The sequence below is a fragment of the Streptomyces poriferorum genome (genome assembly GCF_019399235.1).
In the GTDB taxonomy this organism is placed as follows: domain Bacteria; phylum Actinomycetota; class Actinomycetes; order Streptomycetales; family Streptomycetaceae; genus Streptomyces; species Streptomyces poriferorum.
Genome location: NZ_JAELVH010000248.1, coordinates 1 through 18,792 on the forward strand (window position 1 = coordinate 1; position 18,792 = coordinate 18,792).

Consider the following 18,792-nt stretch of genomic DNA (forward strand, 5'->3'; position numbering starts at 1 on the left):
CGTTGCCCTCACCGGCTGCCCGGTAGATGACCTCGATCTCGACATTGGGGACGTCGGGCAGGCCCGGCGGCAGCAGGCTTCGCTGCAGGGACTGGCTGATCGCCATGCGCTCCGAGTAGAGGCGGGCGTTGTCCAGGGCGAGGGCCGCCCTGCGCGAGAGGTCCTCGGCCAGTTCCAGGATCTCCTGGCGGAAGTGGTCGTCGGACGGCTTGCCCAGTGTCAGCATGCCGATGACTCGGTTGCGGGCGACAAGGGGGAGAACCACGGTCTCGCCGCCCACCGCCGCAGCGGTGGCGAGTGTCGTCCGGATGCCTGCGCCGAGCGCGCCCGGGTCACCGAGGCCGATGCTGCGCATCGAGGTGCGCAGGGCTGCCTCATGTGCTGCCTCGGACGGTGCGGACCAGATACGGGCGCCCGGTGTCGGCACCGGGTCAGGCGGGGAGATCTTGGAGAGCAGGGCCTTGAGGCCGTCGATGAGTTCCTCGTCCTCGTGCAGGACGTACGAGAGGAACGGGTCCGAGGACTGGTCGGCGATCGTGTAGACGGCGCACCAGGTGGCCAGGGTGGGGACGGTCATCTGTGCCATCAGAGCCAGTGTCTGGTCCCGGTCGAGCGTGCCGGCCAGCAGGTCGGACGCCTCGACGAGGAAGGAGAGCGAGCCGCGGCGCAGCCGTTCCAGCTCTCCCAGGCGGGCGGACTCGACGGCCAGGGCGATGCGGTCGGCGGCGAACTGGAGGCGCAGGGCCTCCTCGTTCGAGTACCGGCCGGCGGCTTCGGCCGCGACGCCCAGGGAGCCGGTGAGCCGGCCCTCGACCTTCAGGGGGACCGTGACCACCGAGCGCATGCCCGTGTCGCCGAGCAGCGGGACGGCGCCGGGTACCGCGTCGAGATCCTCGTGGACGGCGGGCATGCGGGCGGAACCGTACCGTCCCGTGCCCGCCTCGACGGGAACGCGGGCGAAGCGCTGCCGGGCGGAAGGCAGGCCGGTCGTGGCCCGTACCTCCAGTTCGGTCTCGTCGTCCGTCGCCAGCAGTAGGAAGGCCGCGTCGGCGTCGAGCATGTCGCGGGCCCGCTCGACGGTGCGCTGGAGCAGTCCGTCGAGGTCGTCGGGGGCGGGGGAGCCGATGAAGACCTCGAAGGGGTCCGTCGTGCGGCTCTCCGTGTTCGCGTCGGAGACCGGAGTGCGTACCGGCGACTGGAGCACGGCCCGCTCGTAGTCGCGCACCAGCAGGCACACCGTCGAGGGTTCGCCCCCGGTGTCCCGCACGCGCAGATGGGAGCCGTAGACCTGGATCGTGCGGCCGTCGGCGGCCCGGATGCCGTAGCTGCCCTCCCAGCGCGAGAGGCGCAGCGCGTCGGCGATGCCGGTGTTGGTGCCCGGGGTCTGCGGCCAAGCGGTGAAGTCGGTGAACTGTTTGCCGGTGACCTGTTCCGCCGTGTGCCCGAACAGGTACGAGGCGTCGTCGTTCCACGCCGCGATGGAGCCCGCGCTGTCGATCTGGACGACGGCTACCCTGACCCGTTCGTCGGTGACGGGGAGCAGACCGACGGGGAGCAGCGGACCCGCGGAGCGGATACCCACCGGACGGTCGGGGAGATCGAGCTGGAACCAGACGTGCTTGTGCGTGGGCGAGTACTCGACTCCCCAGCGGGAAGCGAGCGCCGCGCACAGAAGGAGGCCGCGGCCGCCCTCCCGGTCGGGGCTGCCGAAGTCCAGTCCGGTGGTCTGGAGCGGGATCTCGCGTTCCGGATAGTGGTCGGAGACCTCGACCCGGACGCCTTCCTCCGTGCGCAGGCACAGCACGTCCGCCGTGGTGCCCGCGTGGACCACGGCGTTCGTGACGAGCTCGCTGGTGAGGACGACGGCGTCGTCGACGACATCGGTGTACCCCCACCCCTGGAGGGTGTCCCGGACAAAGGCGCGGGCCGTCGCGACGGAACGCCCGACCGGGTCGAAGGTGGCAGCCGCGCGCGCCGTGATCACAGCACTCCCCATATGGTGTCTCGTCGCTTCCCCGAGTCCTGTGCCCGTTTCTCGCCGCTTCGATTCGCCTGCCAGGCTAGACGCTTCGTGCACGTGCCGGGTACACGAGGGCCGGGTTCGGGCAAGGACGGGCAGGAACAGGCGCGTGAGCGGACAAGTGTGGGCTTCCCCATGAGGGATGTGGGACAACCATGGGAGGTTCCACCCCGACCGGTTCCGGCCTGGTACGTTTCAACGATTTGACGTCCGCATAGTCACCCGTCGACGGTGGGCTGTGGCGGTGAGTCCCAGAGGATCTGGGCAAGCTCTCGGACAAGGCCCGAGCGATTCGGTCAACCCCTGCGGGAGGGACACGGTGGAGTCTGACGTGGCGGCGCGGGGAACAGGTACGCGCAGTAAAGGCGGACAGTCCGTGAAGAAGCAGCGTAATGGAACCGTCGAGGTCGACGCCGCGGCACTCAACAGACTGCTGTCCGGTCTGGTGGCCATGCGTGACGGGAACTTCCGCCGGCGGGTGACCGTGTCCGGCGACGGTGTCATGGCGGAGCTCGCGGCGGTCTTCAACGAGGTCGCCGACCGCAACGTGCATCTCACGGGTGAGCTCGCGCGCGTGCGGCGCGTGGTCGGCCGGGAGGGCAAGCTCACCGAGCGGCTGGAGACGGGGGCCTGCGAGGGCTCATGGGCCGCCGCGATCGACGCCTCCAACGAGCTCGTCGATGATCTCGCGCGCCCTGTCTCGGAGGTCGGGCGCGTGCTGTCGGCGGTGGCCGACGGTGACCTCGAGCAGCGGATGGAGCTGCGTTCGCATACGGCGGACGAGACGGTACGGCCGCTGCGCGGCGAGTTCCTGAAGGTCGCGCGTACGGTCAACAACCTCGTCGACCAGCTGTCGGCGTTCACCGAGCAGGTGACGCGGGTCGCGGTCGAGGTGGGCACCGAGGGCAAGCTGGGCGGCCAGGCCCAGGTGCGCGGGATGTCCGGGTCCTGGAAGGACCTCACGGACTCCGTGAACACCATGGCGTACCGGCTGACCGCGCAGGTGCGCGACATCGCCCTGGTGACGACGGCGGTGGCCAAGGGCGATCTGTCTCGGAAGGTCACCGTTCACGTGGCCGGTGAGATGGCTCAGCTGAAGAACACCGTGAACACGATGGTCGACCAGCTGTCCTCGTTCTCGTCCGAGGTGACCCGCGTCGCCCGTGAGGTGGGTACCGAGGGCGAGCTGGGCGGGCAGGCGACGGTGCCGGGTGTGGCCGGGGTGTGGAAGGACCTCACGGACTCCGTCAACACGATGGCCGGGAACCTCACCTCCCAGGTGCGCGGCATCGCGGAGGTGACGACGGCGGTAGCCAACGGTGACCTCTCGCAGAAGGTCCGGGTGAGCGCGCGCGGCGAGGTCGCGCAGCTCGCCGAGACGATCAACCAGATGACGGAGACGCTGCGGACCTTCGCGGACGAGGTCACGCGTGTGGCCAGCGAGGTCGGTGGCGAGGGACTGCTCGGCGGTCAGGCACAGGTGCCGGGTGCCGCGGGCACCTGGAAGGACCTCACCGACTCGGTGAACACCGTCTTCCGCAATCTGACGACCCAGGTGCGTGACATCGCCCAGGTGACCACGGCGGTGGCCAGCGGTGACATGACACAGAAGGTCACCGTCGATGTGGCGGGCGAGATGCTGGAGCTGAAGAACACCGTCAACACGATGGTCGACCAGCTCCAGTCCTTCGGTTCGGAAGTGACCCGGGTGGCCCGGGAGGTCGGCGTCGAGGGCCGGCTGGGCGGCCAGGCCGAGGTGCCGGGCGCTGCGGGTACGTGGAAGGACCTCACGGACTCCGTGAACACCGCGTTCCGGAACCTGACGGGTCAGGTGCGTGACATCGCCCAGGTGACGACCGCGGTCGCCAACGGCGATCTGTCGCAGAAGGTCACCGTCGATGTGGCCGGCGAGATGCTGGAGCTGAAGAACACCGTCAACACGATGGTGGCGCAGCTGTCCTCCTTCGCCGACCAGGTGACGCGTATGGCGCGGGACGTGGGCACGGAGGGCCGACTCGGCGGTCAGGCAAGGGTCGACGGCGTCTCCGGTACGTGGAAGGAGCTCACCGACTCCGTCAACTTCATGGCGGGGAACCTGACCTCCCAGGTGCGCCAGATCGCCCAGGTGACCACGGCGGTGGCGCGGGGTGACCTGTCGCAGAAGATCGACGTGGACGCGCGCGGCGAGATCCTGGAGCTGAAGAACACCATCAACACGATGGTCGACCAGTTGTCCGCCTTCGCCGAGCAGGTGACCCGGGTGGCCCGCGAGGTGGGCACGGACGGGCGCCTGGGCGGTCAGGCCCAGGTGCCGGGCGTGGCCGGTGTGTGGCGCGATCTGACCGACTCGGTGAACGGCATGGCGGGGAACCTCACCGCTCAGGTCCGTAACATCGCACAGGTCGCCACGGCGGTGGCGCGGGGTGACCTGTCGCAGAAGATCGACGTGGACGCGCGCGGCGAGATCCTGGAGCTGAAGAACACCCTCAACACGATGGTCGACCAGCTCTCGAACTTCGCGGAGCAGGTGACCCGGGTCGCCCGTGAGGTGGGTACGGAGGGCATTCTCGGCGGTCAGGCCGAGGTGCAGGGGGTGTCCGGTACGTGGAAGGACCTCACCCAGTCCGTCAACGGCATGGCGAACAACCTGACCCTCCAGGTCCGCAACATCGCCGAGGTCACCACCGCGGTCGCCAACGGTGATCTCTCCAAGAAGATCACCGTCGACGCCAAGGGCGAGATCCTCGAACTGGTGACGACGGTCAACACGATGGTCGACCAGCTGATGAACTTCGGTGACGAGGTGACCCGGGTGGCCCGTGAGGTGGGCACCGAGGGCATCCTCGGCGGCCAGGCCCGGGTGCGCGGTGCGACGGGCATCTGGAAGGACCTCAGCGAGAACGTCAACCTGATGGCCAACAACCTGACCAGTCAGGTGCGGAACATCTCCCGGGTCTCTTCCGCGGTCGCCAACGGGGACCTGACGAAGAAGGTCACGGTGGAGGCGCGCGGCGAGGTCGCCGAGCTGGCCGACACCGTCAACACGATGGTGACGACCCTGTCGTCGTTCGCCGACGAGGTGACCCGTGTCGCCCGCGAGGTGGGCACGGAGGGCGAACTGGGCGGCCAGGCGCGCGTTCCGGGCGTTGCCGGTACGTGGAAGGACCTCACCGAGTCCGTGAACTCGATGGCGTCCAATCTGACCGGGCAGGTGCGCCAGATCGCCACCGTCACCACGGCCATCGCCGAGGGCGATCTCACGAAGAAGATCGACATCGACGCGCGTGGTGAGATCCAGGAGCTGAAGAACACCATCAACACGATGGTCGACCGGCTGTCCTCGTTCGCCGAGCAGGTGACCCGGGTGGCCCGCGAGGTGGGCACCGAGGGCCAGCTGGGCGGTCAGGCGCGGGTGCGGGATGTGGACGGTACCTGGCGCGACCTCACCGAGTCGGTGAACGAGATGGCCGGGAACCTGACCCGTCAGGTGCGCGCCATCGCGGCCGTCGCGACCGCGGTGACCCGGGGCGACCTCAATCTCAAGATCGATGTGGACGCCGCCGGAGAGATCCAGTCCCTCCAGGACAACATCAACACGATGATCGCCAACCTGCGCGACACCACCGCCACCAACAAGGAGCAGGACTGGCTCAAGGGCAACCTCGCCCGGATCTCCGGTCTGATGCAGGGGCGGCGTGATCTGGACGACGTGGCCTCGCTGATCATGAGCGAGCTGACCCCGGTCGTGTCCGCTCAGCACGGCGCGTTCTTCCTCGCGATGGCGACCGGAGACACCGACGCGCTGGGTGCGGAGGGCGACCGGGAGGGCGCGTACGAGCTCCGCATGCGCGGCAGCTACGGCTACTCCGCGGGGTCCATGCCGACGTCCTTCCGGCCCGGGGAGACCCTCATCGGCACGGCGGCCGAGGAGAAGCGGACGATCCAGGTGGACAACGTGCCGCCGGGGTATCTGAAGATCTCGTCCGGTCTCGGCGAGGCGCCGCCCGCGCACGTGATCGTGCTGCCGGTGCTCTTCGAGGGCAAGGTCCTCGGGGTGATCGAACTGGCCTCGTTCCAGCCGTTCACACACATCCAGCGGGACTTCCTCAACCAGCTCGCCGAGATGATCGCGACCAGCGTCAACACGATCAGCGTCAACACCACGACCGAGAAGCTCCTGGAGCAGTCGCAGGAGCTCACCGAGCAATTGCGCGACCGGTCGCAGGAGTTGGAGAACCGGCAGAAGGCCCTCCAGGCGTCCAATGCCGAACTGGAGGAGAAGGCCGAGCTGCTGGCCCAGCAGAACCGCGACATCGAGGTCAAGAACACCGAGATCGAGGAGGCGCGCCAGGTCCTGGAGGAGCGAGCCGAACAGCTCGCGGTCTCCATGCGGTACAAGTCGGAGTTCCTGGCGAACATGTCCCACGAGCTGCGGACACCGCTCAACTCGCTGCTCATTCTGGCCAAACTCCTGGCGGACAACGCCGAGGGCAATCTGTCGCCGAAGCAGGTGGAATTCGCCGAGACGATCCACGGGGCGGGTTCCGACCTGCTCCAGCTGATCAACGACATCCTCGATCTGTCGAAGGTCGAGGCGGGCAAGATGGACGTCAGCCCGACCCGGATCGCGCTGGTTCAGCTGGTCGATTACGTGGAGGCGACGTTCCGGCCGCTCACCGCGGAAAAGGGGCTGGATTTCTCCGTACGGGTGTCGCCGGAACTCCCGGCCACGCTGCACACCGACGAACAGCGGCTGCTCCAGGTGCTGCGCAATCTCCTCTCCAACGCGGTGAAGTTCACCGACAGCGGCGCCGTCGAGCTGGTGATCCGGCACGCGGGCGCCGAGGTGCCGAACGCCATCCGCGAGCAGTTGCTGGAAGCCGGTTCGCTGCGGGACGCCGACGCCGATCTGATCGCCTTCTCGGTGACCGACACCGGTATCGGCATCGCGTCCAGCAAGATGCTGGTGATCTTCGAGGCATTCAAGCAGGCGGACGGGACGACCAGTCGCAAGTACGGCGGTACCGGCCTCGGTCTCTCCATCAGCCGGGAGATCGCGCGGCTCCTGGGCGGCGAGATCCATGCGGCGAGCGAGCCCGGCCGCGGCTCGACGTTCACGCTGTACCTGCCGCTGCACCCGAGCGAACTCCCGCCGCAGGGCTACCCGCAGATCGGCCCCGGGCCCATCGAGGTGCACGGTGCGGCGGTCGGGAGCGGCCGGCTGCCCGAGGCGGGACAGGGGCCGGGCCAGGGCCACGGACCGGGCTTCCAGACCTTCGGGGAGGCCTCCGGGATGCCGGGCAGCGCGCACGACCAGGGCGGCGCGGCAGGGCTGTCCAGGCGTCGGCGCAAGGCGCTGGGCGGCCCGCGGCAGCAGCCCGCGCTGCCGCCCCGGGCCGCCTCCTCCATCGAGCGGCCGGCTCCGCAGGAGCCGTGGACGCTCGGGGGCCAGGAGGAGCCCGAGGTCCGCAGGACGTTCCGGTTCGGCGGCGAGAAGGTGCTGATCGTCGACGACGACATCCGCAACGTCTTCGCGCTCACCAGCGTGCTGGAACAGCACGGTCTTTCGGTGCTGTATGCGGAGAACGGGCGTGAGGGGATCGAAGTCCTGGAGCAGCACGACGATGTGACGGTCGTGCTGATGGACATCATGATGCCGGAGATGGACGGATACGCGACGACCTCGGCGATCCGCAGGATGCCGCAGTTCGCCGGACTGCCGATCATCGCGCTGACCGCCAAGGCGATGAAGGGCGACCGCGAGAAGGCCATCGAGTCCGGCGCATCCGACTACGTCACCAAGCCGGTCGATTCCGATCATCTTCTCTCGGTTATGGAGCGGTGGATGCGCGGAGAGTGATCGTGAGTTGAGCGAATCGATCGTGATTTGTTGACTCGCCCTGTCGGAAGTGGTGTGGGAGCGCGGATTCCGGGGAACCTTCTGGTCTCCCGCCGCGTTTTCCCTGTGTGCACAGTGACATCGCGGTGACAGGGTGTGGTGGCGGCCGGGGTGCGGCTACCATGACCGGCACAAGGACGGACGGCGTAAGGGAGCCGTCCCCTGGGGCGGCGCCCGGTGCGATTCCGGGGCGAGGAGGGCGGGCCATGGTGCAGAAGGCCAAGATCCTCCTGGTCGATGACCGGCCGGAGAATCTGCTGGCGCTGGAGGCCATCCTCTCTGCGCTCGATCAGACACTGGTGCGGGCATCGTCAGGGGAGGAAGCGCTCAAAGCGCTGCTCACGGACGACTTCGCGGTGATTCTGCTGGACGTCCAGATGCCGGGCATGGACGGTTTCGAAACCGCGGCGCACATCAAGCGCCGGGAGCGGACCCGTGACATCCCGATCATCTTTCTCACCGCGATCAACCACGGTCCGCATCACACCTTCCGGGGCTATGCGGCCGGCGCGGTGGACTACATCTCGAAGCCGTTCGACCCCTGGGTGCTGCGCGCCAAGGTCTCGGTCTTTGTCGAGCTGTACATGAAGAACTGCCAGCTGCGTGAGCAGGCGGCGCTGCTGCGGCTCCAGCTGGAGGGCGGCGGGCAGGCGGGCGTGAACCGCGAGAAGGAGCCGGCCGGACTGCTGGCCGAACTCTCCGCGCGGCTTGCGGCGGTCGAGGAGCAGGCCGAGGCCCTCTCCAAGCAACTCGACGACGAGTCGGCGGACGCCGGAGCCGTGGCCACCGCCGCTCATCTCGAACGGAAGCTGACCGGGCTGCGCCGGGCGTTGGACGCGCTGGAGCCCGGGACAGCCGGCGGACCGGCCGGCCTCCCCTCGTAACGTCTGCCGTTCGCCACCGCTCCTCTCCGTCGGGTTCCGTCGGGTTCCTTCGGGTGGCGAGGCGTCAACTGGCCGCTGAACGAGGCCGTTCGGCGGTGTTGCGTCGGCTCGGGACCACCTGGCCCGGCGCCGGTGTCGCCTCGCCCGGGCCAGTGAGTGCGCGTCAGTTTGCGGCCGCTGTAAGGCGACACGGTCGGGTGAACCGGCACGCGCACGTGTTCACTGCCGCAGACACCGGTAACCTCGGCCCCATGGCCTCACGTACGTCCGGCAAGGGTTCCCAGGGCACCGCGGGCACCGCGAAGCGCGCCGGCCGTGCCCCGGGCCCGGCGAAGAAAGCCGCGCCCGCCAAGAAGACCGCGGTGAAGAAGACCGCACCAGCCAAGAAGGCGCCCGCGAAGAAGGCGGTGGCCAAGAAGGCCGCCGCGCCCAAACCGGCGCCGTCGCCCACCGGTGGTGTGTACCGCCTGGTGCGTGCCGTGTGGCTCGGAGCGGCCCATGCCGTCGGCGCGTTGTTCCGCGGCATAGGGCGCGGCGCCAAGGGCCTCGACCCCGCTCACCGCAAGGACGGCGTCGCGCTGCTGCTGCTCGGCCTCGCGCTGATCGTGGCCGCGGGCACGTGGTCGAACCTGCGTGGCCCGGTCGGTGACCTCGTCGAGATGCTCGTCACCGGAGCCTTCGGCCGGCTCGACCTCCTCGTACCGATACTGCTGGGCTCCGTCGCCGTACGGCTGATCCTGTATCCGGAGAAGCCCGAGGCCAACGGCCGGATCGTCATCGGGCTCTCCGCGCTCGTCATCGGGGTGCTCGGCCAGGTCCACATCGCGTGCGGATCGCCGGGACGCGAGGACGGCACCGAGGCCATGCAGGACGCGGGGGGCCTCATCGGCTGGGCCGCGTCCAAACCGCTGATCTTCACCATGGGCGAAGTGCTCGCCGTACCGCTGCTCCTGCTCCTGACCGTCTTCGGACTGCTGGTCGTGACGGCCACCCCGGTGAACGCCATTCCGCAGCGGCTGCGGCTGCTCGGCTCCAGGCTGGGAATCATCGACCCGGTGTACGACCCCGATGCGCTGGACGAGGACGACGACGAGCGGTACGACGAGCAGTGGCGCGAGTCGCTGCCGGCCCGTTCGCGGCGCTCCTCGGCCCGCCGCTCCGAGGCGCCCGAGGAGTACGACCCCGACCGGGCGGAGACCGACGCGCTCTCCAAGCGCCGCAGGCCGCGCAGGCCCTCCGCGCAGCCGGCGATGAACCGCAGCATGGACGCCGTGGACGTCGCCGCCGCCGCGGCTGCCGCGCTCGACGGGGCGGTACTCAACGGCATGCCGCCGTCGCCGGTCGTCGCCGACCTCACCCAGGGCGTCTCGGTGGACCGCGAGCGCGCGGGCACGCCGGTGCCCGGCGCCAGGGAGGCGGAGCCGGGCCGGAGGCCGGGGGAGCGGGCCTCCTCGCCCGCCGGTGGCGTACCCGACCTGACGAAGCCGGTACCCGACCGCTCGGAGTCGCAGCCGCTGCCGCCCCGCGCGGAGCAGCTCCAGCTCTCCGGCGACATCACCTACTCGCTGCCCTCCCTCGACCTGCTGGAGCGCGGCGGCCCGGGCAAGACCCGCAGCGCCGCCAACGACGCGATCGTCGCGTCACTGACCAACGTCTTCACCGAGTTCAAGGTGGACGCCGCCGTCACCGGGTTCACCCGCGGTCCCACGGTCACGCGGTACGAGGTGGAGCTCGGGCCCGCCGTGAAGGTCGAGCGCATCACCGCGCTCGCCAAGAACATCGCGTACGCCGTCGCCAGTCCGGACGTCCGGATCATCTCCCCGATCCCGGGGAAGTCGGCCGTCGGCATCGAGATCCCCAACTCCGACCGGGAGATGGTCAACCTCGGTGACGTGCTGCGGCTCGCGGACGCGGCGGAGGACGACCACCCGATGCTGGTGGCACTCGGCAAGAACGTTGAGGGCGGCTACGAGATGGCCAACCTCGCGAAGATGCCGCACGTCCTGGTGGCCGGTGCCACGGGTTCCGGAAAGTCCTCCTGCATCAACTGCCTGATCACCTCGGTGATGGTGCGGGCGACGCCGGAGGACGTCCGCATGGTGCTGGTCGACCCCAAGCGCGTCGAGCTGACCGCCTACGAGGGCATCCCGCACCTGATCACGCCGATCATCACCAATCCCAAGAAGGCGGCCGAGGCGCTGCAGTGGGTCGTGCGCGAGATGGACCTGCGCTATGACGACCTCGCCGCGTTCGGCTACCGGCACATCGACGACTTCAACCACGCGGTGCGCACCGGCAAGCTCAAGACGCCGGAGGGCAGCGAGCGGGAGCTGTCGCCGTATCCGTACCTGCTGGTGATCGTCGACGAGCTGGCCGACCTCATGATGGTGGCCCCCCGGGACGTCGAGGACTCGATCGTCCGCATCACCCAGTTGGCCCGCGCGGCCGGAATCCATCTGGTGCTCGCCACCCAGCGTCCCTCGGTGGACGTCGTCACCGGTCTGATCAAGGCGAACGTGCCCTCCCGGCTCGCCTTCGCCACCTCGTCACTGGCCGACAGCCGCGTCATCCTCGACCAGCCCGGCGCCGAAAAGCTCATCGGAAAGGGTGACGGACTGTTCCTGCCGATGGGGGCGAACAAGCCGACCCGTATGCAGGGCGCCTTCGTCACCGAGGACGAGGTCGCGGCGGTCGTCCAGCACTGCAAGGACCAGATGGCCCCCGTCTTCCGGGACGACGTGGTGGTCGGGACGAAGCAGAAGAAGGAGATCGACGAGGACATCGGCGACGATCTGGATCTGCTGTGCCAGGCCGCTGAGCTGGTCGTCTCCACCCAGTTCGGGTCCACCTCGATGCTTCAGCGCAAGCTGCGGGTGGGGTTCGCGAAGGCCGGACGGCTGATGGACCTGATGGAGTCGCGGAACATCGTCGGCCCGAGTGAGGGCTCCAAGGCGCGCGATGTCATGGTGAAACCGGACGAACTCGACGGAGTGCTGGCGCTGATCCGTGGGGAAACCGGTTCGTGAGGGTTTTGAGGGCAACCGTTTCGTCGGGCCGTACGTCAAGTTGAAGGGAGGGACAGCAGGATGTTTCTTCCCGGGGCGGTCCGGCGAATCCGACTCTGTTCGAATCTGATGGCGTACAAAGTCCTCCCTCCCGGTTGCCCCACCCTTTCGTACCCCCCCTAGACTGAACACCCAGCAGGTGGCTCACGCTCGAAAGGCGCCCCCGTGTCCATCGGCAACTCCCCCGAAGACGACCGGCCTTCGATCGGTCGAGTGCTTCAGCAGGCTCGCATCGCCGCAGGTCTCACGGTCGAAGAAGTCAGCACGTCCACCCGGGTGCGCATCCCCATCGTGCACGCGATCGAGGAGGACGACTTCTCCCGCTGCGGCGGCGACGTGTACGCCCGCGGCCATATCCGAACGCTCGCACGTGCCGTAGGCACCGAACCGGAACCGCTGGTTTCGCAGTACGACGCCGAGCACGGCGGCCGTCCCGCGCCCACGCCGGCGGCCCCGCTGTTCGAGGCCGAGCGGATCCGTTCCGAACCCCGGCGGCCCAACTGGACCGCGGCCATGGTCGCGGCCATCGTGGCCGTCGTCGGATTCGTCGGCTTCACCTTCTTCAAGGGCGGTGACGAGCCCTCGACCGCCGGCCAGGTCGCCGAAGGCCCGACATCCGACAAGATCACCCCCAAACCGGCGTCCAGCAAGCCCGTCGACCCCAAGCCGGCCCCCTCGGACAGTGCCATCGCGGCAGCGCCCCAGGACAAGGTGACGGTCAAGCTCAGCGCGAGCCAGGGCAAGAGCTGGATCTCGGCCAAGGACCACAACGGCCGGTCCCTCTTCGACGGAACCCTCCAGCAGGGCGAGACGAAGACCTTCCAGGACAAGGAGCGGGTCGACCTCGTCCTCGGTGACGCAGGTTCGATCGAGCTCTTCGTCAACGGCAAGAAGGTCGAGGACCAGTTCCAGCCCGGACAGGTCGAACGGCTCTCCTACACCAAGGGCGACCCCGAGGTCGGCTGACCCCGGATCCGGCAGTTCACAGGGCGGCGAGCGCCCGGCCATCGCGCCGGGCGCTCGCCGCTTTTGTCACTCCCCGTAACGGTCGAACCCTGCACGGCGGGGCCAGTGCCGGGACAAAGTAGTCTTGAGCCCATGCCCGAACGCCGTACCGTCGCCCTTGTCACTCTTGGCTGCGCCCGTAACGAGGTGGACTCGGAGGAGCTCGCAGGCCGCTTGGCAGCGGACGGCTGGGAGCTCGTCGAGGATGCCTCCGATGCCGATGTCGCCGTGGTCAACACCTGTGGATTCGTCGAGGCCGCCAAGAAGGACTCCGTCGATGCCCTGCTCGAAGCCAATGATCTGAAGGACCACGGCCGGACCCAGGCCGTCGTCGCCGTCGGCTGCATGGCCGAGCGCTACGGCAAGGACCTCGCCGAGGCCCTGCCGGAAGCGGACGGAGTCCTCGGATTCGATGACTACGCAGACATCTCCGACCGCCTCCAGACCATCCTCAACGGCGGCATCCACGCCTCCCACACCCCGCGCGACCGCCGCAAGCTGCTGCCCATCAGTCCGGCCGCGCGCCAGGACGCAGCCGTGGCTCTGCCCGGCCACGCCCAGGAGGCCACGCCGGCCCCCGCCGACCTTCCGGACGGAGTCGCGCCGGTCTCCGGTCCCCGGGCGCCCCTGCGCCGACGGCTGGGCACCAGCCCCGTCGCCTCCGTGAAGCTGGCCTCGGGCTGCGACCGCCGCTGCTCCTTCTGCGCCATCCCGTCCTTCCGTGGTTCCTTCATCTCGCGGCGGCCCTCGGACGTCCTGGGCGAGACGCGCTGGCTGGCGGAGCAGGGCGTGAAGGAGGTCATGCTGGTCTCCGAGAACAACACCTCGTACGGCAAGGACCTGGGCGACATCCGCCTCCTGGAGACACTGCTTCCGGAGCTCGCGGACGTCGAGGGGATCGAGCGCATCCGGGTCAGCTATCTGCAGCCCGCCGAGATGCGGCCCGGTCTGATCGACGTACTGACGTCCACGCCGAAGGTCGCGCCCTACTTCGACCTGTCCTTCCAGCACTCGGCCCCCGGCGTGCTGCGCGCCATGCGGCGCTTCGGTGACACCGACAGCTTCCTGGAGCTCCTGCACACCATCCGGAGCAAGGCGCCGCAGGCCGGTGCCCGCTCCAACTTCATCGTGGGCTTCCCGGGCGAGACCGAGGCGGACCTGTTGGAGCTGGAACGGTTCCTCACCGGCGCCCGCCTCGACGCCATCGGCGTCTTCGGCTACTCCGACGAGGACGGCACGGAGGCGGTCGGCTACGAGAACAAGCTGGACGCCGACACGATCGCCGAGCGTCTGGCGCACATCTCGCAGCTGGCCGAGGAGCTGACCTCGCAGCGGGCCGAGGAGCGCCTCGGAGAGTCGCTCCAGGTGCTGGTCGAGTCGGTCGAGCCCACGGAGGACGAGCCGCGTGCCGTGGGCAGAGCCGCCCACCAGGCGCCCGAAACGGACGGGCAGGTGCTCTTCACCGCACGCGAAGGACTTGTCCCGGGCCGTATGGTCGAGGCGAAGGTAGTGGGCACCGAAGGCGTGGACCTGGTGGCGGAGAGCTGTGAACTTGCGGAGGTAGCCAGATGACCGGAGTCCCGGCATCCGCGGCAGGTGGTTCCGGCGCGACGCCGGCCCGCGGCGGAAAACTGGGTGCTGCGGCCGTCAATCAGGCCAGCCTGTGGAACATCGCCAATCTCCTCACCATGGCTCGGCTGGTCCTGGTCCCCGGGTTCGTCGTGCTGCTGCTCCACGACGGCGGATACGACCCGGCCTGGCGTTCCATCGCCTGGGCCGCTTTCGCCATCGCGATGATCACCGATGTGTTCGACGGGCATCTGGCGCGTAAGTACAACCTGGTCACGGACTTCGGGAAGATCGCCGACCCGATCGCGGACAAGGCGATCATGGGCGCCGCCCTGATCTGCCTGTCCTATCTCGGGGACCTGCCCTGGTGGGTCACGGGCGTGATCCTCTTCCGGGAACTCGGCATCACGCTGATGCGGTTCTGGGTGATCCGGCACGGTGTGATTCCCGCCAGCCGCGGCGGGAAGATGAAGACGCTGGCCCAGGGGACCGCCGTCGGGATGTACGTCCTGGCGCTGACCGGTCCGCTGGCCACGCTGCGCTTCTGGGTGATGGCGGTGGCCGTCGTGCTGACGGTCGTCACCGGCCTGGACTACGTGCGCCAGGCCGTCGTGCTGCGCCGCCAGGGGCTCAGGGCGGAGAAGGCCGCTGCTGCCCAGGAGGCCGCTGAGCACGCCGAGGCGGCACTGGAGAGCGCCAAGGACGAGGGGCGGGCCACTCGCAAGGCCTCCCGGGGTGCCTCTCACGGCGCCTCCCATGGTGCCGGGACCGCCGGGAGCGCCTCCGAGGGGCCCGGCGGCGCGGAGCGGGTCTCCGGGAACCGGGGCGCTGCGGAGGCCGAGCGGTGACAGCCGCGGCCCAGGTGCTGCGGCTGCTCGCCGGGCGGGGGGAGACCCTCGCTGTCGCCGAGTCGCTGACCGGCGGCCTGGTCGCGGCGGAGCTGACGTCCGTACCAGGTGCCTCGCAGGCCTTCCGCGGGTCCGTGACGGCTTATGCGACCCCCCTCAAGAGTGAAGTCCTGGGCGTTGACGCGGAGCTTCTGGCGGCACGAGGAGCAGTGGACGCCGAGGTCGCGCGACAGATGGCGGCAGGCGTACGCCGGGCGCTCGGTGCAGACTGGGGAGCGGCGACGACCGGTGTGGCCGGCCCCGATACGCAGGACGGCCACCCGGTCGGAACGGTCTTCGTCGCAGTCTGCGGGCCCTGTGACGCCGGGAAAGTAACCGCGCTGCGGTTGAACGGCGGACGGGCGGACATCCGTAGAGAGAGCGTACGGAGCGTGCTCGAACTGCTCTCCGGCGAACTCGGCGGGTACGCGAGCGCACAGGATACGGAACACAACGGGGGGAATTGATGTTTGCAGCCCTGAGTGAACACGACATCGCTCCCCGCACGGCCGCAGCGCTAGGCGGTACGGTGGGGCGTGAAGGATGCGGCTACGCGGTCCGAGGAGGGAGCCACCGATGATTCTGCTCCGTCGCCTGCTTGGTGACGTGCTGCGTCGGCAGCGCCAGCGCCAAGGCCGTACTCTGCGCGAAGTCTCCTCGTCCGCCCGAGTTTCGCTCGGCTATCTTTCCGAGGTGGAGCGGGGGCAGAAGGAGGCATCCTCCGAACTGCTCTCCGCCATTTGCGACGCGCTTGATGTACGGATGTCCGAGCTCATGCGTGAAGTGAGCGATGAGCTGTCCCTGGCCGAACTGGCCGAGTCGGCAGCGGCCAGCGATCCGGTACCTGTACCGGTGCGCCCCATGCTCAATTCCGTCTCCGTTTCGTCGGTGACGGGTGTGCCGACGGGGCGGGTGACCATCAAGGCGCCTGCGGAAGCGGTGGATGTCGTCGCCGCTTGACCCGCTTGGTTCGGTGTGAAGCCGGAGCCCCGGTCCTCCCCTCAGGGGGCGGACCGGGGCTCCTGTGCGTCTGCGGGCCGCGACGTGCGTGTGACCGGCCGCGGACGGGCGTGTGACCGGGACGGCCCAGCGGCCTCCGGGCGATCCGGGCCGGCCGGTGTGCCTGCCCGGTGCGAGGTGTCAGCGTGCTTCTTGCGGGCAGGCGCATCAATGAGAGCGGGGAATGAACGCTTCGAACATTTCCCCGGATGACTGTTTTGCTTCGTTTGTGCCATCGTGGTTGATGCTGAACGGAACGGATATCAGATCGGAGACGCGCATGTCTGTGGTGAAGAGCCCGCTGTCCGAGACCGACCTCAAGTCGGTGGGTGAGGCTCTCCAGGGAGCCCTGGTGGACCTCGTCGACCTTTCTCTGGTGGCCAAGCAGGTCCACTGGAACGTGGTCGGGCCTCGCTTCAGGTCGGTTCACCTCCAGCTCGACGAGGTCGTCGACACCGCCCGGCAGCACTCCGACACAGTGGCGGAGCGCGCCTCCGCCTTGGGCGTCAATCCGGACGGGCGGTCGGGGACGATCGCCAGGACCACGGCCATCGATTCCGTGCCCGAGGGCTGGGTCAAGGACGTCGACGCCGTGCGGACGCTGGTGGACGCACTGGGCGTCGTGATCGGCCGGATGCGCGAGCGGATCGAGGTGACGGGCGATCCCGACCCGGTCAGCCAGGACATTCTCATCGCGCTGACCGCGGACCTCGAGAAGCACGCGTGGATGTTCCAGGCGGAGAGTGCCTGACCGGGTTTCCCGACCCGCTCGGCCGGTTCTCCGCCGGTCGGGCCCCATCTCGGCCGGTCCGCCCGGTATCGGGCGAAGGCCGGACCGTAGGACGTGAGGAGTCGCGATGACTGACGAGAGCGCCAAGGACAAGATGGCCGGCAAGGCCAAGGAAGCCATGGGCAAGATGACCGGCAACAAGCGCATGGAGTCCGAGGGCAAGGCGGACCAGGCGAAGGGCAAGGCCAAGGGCGCCGTGAACGAGGCTCAGGAACGCGCCGAGGGCGTCAAGGACTCCCTGTCCCGCGACGACAAGGACTGAGCGGAAAATGTCGGAGCCCCCACCGGATGCGGTGGGGGCTCCTCGCTGGAGGAAGCCCCCGCGGCGAGGCCTGCGGCTCGCCGGTTGGCCGGCTTGCTGGGCGGGGGCGCCGGCTGGGCGGGCGCGGGTACGGCCGGGCGGGCAGGTGGCCGGCGGGACCACGGGGCGTGCGGGTTTGTGAAGCGCGCCGGTTCTGCGCCGATGTGCTCTCCCGCCGGGTGGCGGGGCAGAGCTAGGGTTTTCCGTTCGGATCAGGGCGGGCCCTGCGAGCTCCGAACCACGGGCCCAGGGGAGCCCGGCATGTTCCGAATCACAGGCTCCGCGAGCCCGGCAAGTCCTGAACGACAGGCTCCGCGAGCCCGGCNGTGCTGCGGCTGGTGCTTGAGCCGGCACACGCGGGGCCGGTCGAGGGAGCGGTGGCGGCGGGCGGATGGGGGCTCAGCCTCCTGCCCGTACACGTGACCGAGACCAGCCGGCCGATGGGGATATTCGACGCGGGGACCGGTCTGCTGCGGCGGTGTGCCGAAGGCGTGCGTGAGATGGTCCGGAACTGGCAGTCGCTGATATCCGGCTCGTCCATACCTGGCTCGTCGTTGCCCGGCTCACTATTCAGCCCTTCGTGGCGCGGGAGTGGCCGGTTCCGGCGCCCTTCCGTCCTGTCCGGACGGTCCTCTGCCTGGTCTCGACGGGCTTCCGCCCTGTCCGGACGGACGAAGCAACCGTTGCGATGCGCAGGCCGCCGGTCCTGGTCCGTCGGCAGGGCGTGGCGCGCTACCAGGGCATGGCGACGCCGCCGTTCGGGCGGAGGATCTGGCCGGTCATGAAGGCCGACGCGTCCGCAGCCAGATGCAACACCGTGTGGGCGACTTCGTCGGGCTCGCCGACCCTGCCGAGCGGGGAGATGCGGGCCATCGTCGCCTCGGCCCGATGCTGCTGCTCCGAGTCGTGGCGGGCGGTCATGGGCGTGCGGATCCATCCGGGGGCGATGTAGCAGAGCAGGCCCGGGCTCGCGGAGTCGACCGCACCCGAGGCCATCGTGATCAGCGAGCCGGCCGAGCTGCGCGCCACCATCGTGCGGGCCACCTCCTGGCAGGCGTACAGAACACCCTTGAAGTTGACCGAGAGCACGCGGTCGAGGTCCTCGTCCGTGGTCTCCAGCACGCTGCTCGTGTGCATGATTCCGGCGACGGCGGCCAGAATGTCCAGTTCACCGGCGGCCGAGACGGCGGCCCGGACCTGGTTGCGGTCGGTGACATCCAGCGGATGGGTGTGGGCTTCGCCACCTGCGGAGGTGATCAGGCCGAGGGTCTCCAGGAGGCCCTTCTCGTCGAGATCGGCGCAGTGCACGGCGGCACCCGCCTCCGCCAGCAGGACGGCCGAGGCGCGGCCGATACCGCCGGCGGCGCCGGTGA

General features: G+C 69.2%; 12 protein-coding genes. 10 read left to right on the plus strand and 2 right to left on the minus strand.

The window, feature by feature from the left end; genetic code table 11:
• Positions 1–1,996: GAF domain-containing protein (locus tag JGS39_RS31065; RefSeq protein ID WP_236065843.1), on the minus strand; the 1,996-nt coding region annotated here is incomplete at its 3' end.
• Between the two features lie 400 nt (positions 1,997–2,396).
• Between JGS39_RS31065 and JGS39_RS31070 the strand changes: the two genes are divergently transcribed.
• The 10 genes from JGS39_RS31070 (at position 2,397) to JGS39_RS31115 (ending at position 17,380) form a co-directional block, all read left to right on the plus strand.
• Positions 2,397–7,880 carry a HAMP domain-containing protein gene (locus JGS39_RS31070; protein WP_219573077.1) on the plus strand — a complete coding sequence of 1,828 codons (5,484 nt, stop codon included), beginning with the start codon at positions 2,397–2,399 and terminating at the stop codon, positions 7,878–7,880.
• Between the two features lie 245 nt (positions 7,881–8,125).
• Positions 8,126–8,803: a response regulator gene (locus tag JGS39_RS31075; protein WP_219573078.1), complete on the plus strand. Its 678-nt coding sequence runs from the start codon at positions 8,126–8,128 to the stop codon at positions 8,801–8,803.
• Positions 8,804–9,054: 251 nt separating this feature from the next.
• A complete protein-coding gene (locus JGS39_RS31080) occupies positions 9,055–11,829 on the plus strand; it encodes a DNA translocase FtsK (protein WP_219573079.1) in 2,775 nt (924 codons plus the stop codon).
• Between the two features lie 204 nt (positions 11,830–12,033).
• Entirely contained in the window at positions 12,034–12,834 is an 801-nt protein-coding gene (locus JGS39_RS31085) for a helix-turn-helix domain-containing protein (protein WP_219573080.1), read from the plus strand.
• Between the two features lie 132 nt (positions 12,835–12,966).
• Positions 12,967–14,445: a 30S ribosomal protein S12 methylthiotransferase RimO gene (gene rimO, locus JGS39_RS31090; RefSeq protein WP_219573081.1), complete on the plus strand. Its 1,479-nt coding sequence runs from the start codon at positions 12,967–12,969 to the stop codon at positions 14,443–14,445.
• Positions 14,442–15,290, plus strand: coding sequence for a CDP-diacylglycerol--glycerol-3-phosphate 3-phosphatidyltransferase (pgsA, locus tag JGS39_RS31095; RefSeq protein WP_219573082.1), 849 nt, complete (start codon positions 14,442–14,444; stop codon positions 15,288–15,290). Before rimO ends, pgsA begins: the two co-directional genes overlap by 4 nt.
• Entirely contained in the window at positions 15,287–15,796 is a 510-nt protein-coding gene (locus JGS39_RS31100) for a CinA family protein (protein WP_219573083.1), read from the plus strand. Before pgsA ends, JGS39_RS31100 begins: the two co-directional genes overlap by 4 nt.
• A gap of 109 nt (positions 15,797–15,905) precedes the next feature.
• On the plus strand, positions 15,906–16,289 hold the full coding sequence (locus JGS39_RS31105) for a helix-turn-helix domain-containing protein (protein WP_148021270.1): 384 nt from the start codon (positions 15,906–15,908) through the stop codon (positions 16,287–16,289).
• A 319-nt stretch (positions 16,290–16,608) separates the two neighbouring features.
• Complete coding sequence (locus tag JGS39_RS31110; protein ID WP_219573084.1) at positions 16,609–17,079, plus strand: Dps family protein; 471 nt, start codon at positions 16,609–16,611, stop codon at positions 17,077–17,079.
• A gap of 106 nt (positions 17,080–17,185) precedes the next feature.
• The gene (locus tag JGS39_RS31115; protein WP_219573085.1) at positions 17,186–17,380 is read left to right on the plus strand and encodes a CsbD family protein; all 195 of its coding nucleotides are present in this window, start codon (positions 17,186–17,188) and stop codon (positions 17,378–17,380) included.
• Positions 17,381–18,151: 771 nt separating this feature from the next.
• Here the strand turns inward: JGS39_RS31115 and JGS39_RS31120 are convergent.
• On the minus strand, positions 18,152–18,792 hold a 641-nt coding region (locus JGS39_RS31120), incomplete at its 5' end, for an SDR family NAD(P)-dependent oxidoreductase (RefSeq protein WP_219573086.1).

Bases quoted from the DNA above. Each gene is read 5' to 3' on its own strand.
- JGS39_RS31115 (WP_219573085.1), top strand. From the start codon at position 17,186: ATGACTGACGAGAGCGCCAAGGACAAGATGGCCGGCAAGGCCAAGGAA.
- JGS39_RS31105 (WP_148021270.1), top strand. From the start codon at position 15,906: ATGATTCTGCTCCGTCGCCTGCTTGGTGACGTGCTGCGTCGGCAGCGC.
- JGS39_RS31110 (WP_219573084.1), top strand. From the start codon at position 16,609: ATGTCTGTGGTGAAGAGCCCGCTGTCCGAGACCGACCTCAAGTCGGTG.
- pgsA (WP_219573082.1), top strand. From the start codon at position 14,442: ATGACCGGAGTCCCGGCATCCGCGGCAGGTGGTTCCGGCGCGACGCCG.
- JGS39_RS31075 (WP_219573078.1), top strand. From the start codon at position 8,126: ATGGTGCAGAAGGCCAAGATCCTCCTGGTCGATGACCGGCCGGAGAAT.
- rimO (WP_219573081.1), top strand. From the start codon at position 12,967: ATGCCCGAACGCCGTACCGTCGCCCTTGTCACTCTTGGCTGCGCCCGT.
- JGS39_RS31080 (WP_219573079.1), top strand. From the start codon at position 9,055: ATGGCCTCACGTACGTCCGGCAAGGGTTCCCAGGGCACCGCGGGCACC.